Source organism: Pelomicrobium sp. G1, assembly GCF_051905455.1.
Lineage (GTDB): Bacteria > Pseudomonadota > Gammaproteobacteria > Burkholderiales > UBA6910 > Pelomicrobium.
The window spans coordinates 1-249 of record NZ_JBQACR010000477.1 but is presented as its reverse complement, the minus strand read 5'-3'; the positions used below and the strand labels follow the sequence as shown (position 1 = coordinate 249).

Sequence of the window (249 nt, the reverse complement as noted above, 5' to 3'; positions counted from 1 at the left end):
ACGTTGGGCGGCTTTTCCTGCAGCGTTTCGAGGGTCTAGACCGGCAAGCGCTCGAGGCGCCGCTGGCGGCCGTAGATCAGGTTGGTGATGGCGCGCGAGACCATGACCGCGCTGAAGATGGAAGTAAGGATGCCGATGCACAGGGTCACGGCGAAGCCGCGCACGGGGCCGGAGCCAAGCCAGAATAGGGCGAAGCCCGCGATCAGGGTGGTGATGTTGGAGTCGACGATGGTGTCGAGCGCTCGCTCG

Annotated in this window: 1 pseudogene; it reads right to left on the bottom strand. The window is 65.1% G+C overall.

The annotated features are described in order from the left end of the window. Positions 1–35: 35 nt before the first annotated feature. Positions 36–249, bottom strand: a pseudogene (locus tag ACTFO6_RS19295) (protein translocase subunit SecD); the annotation flags it as partial.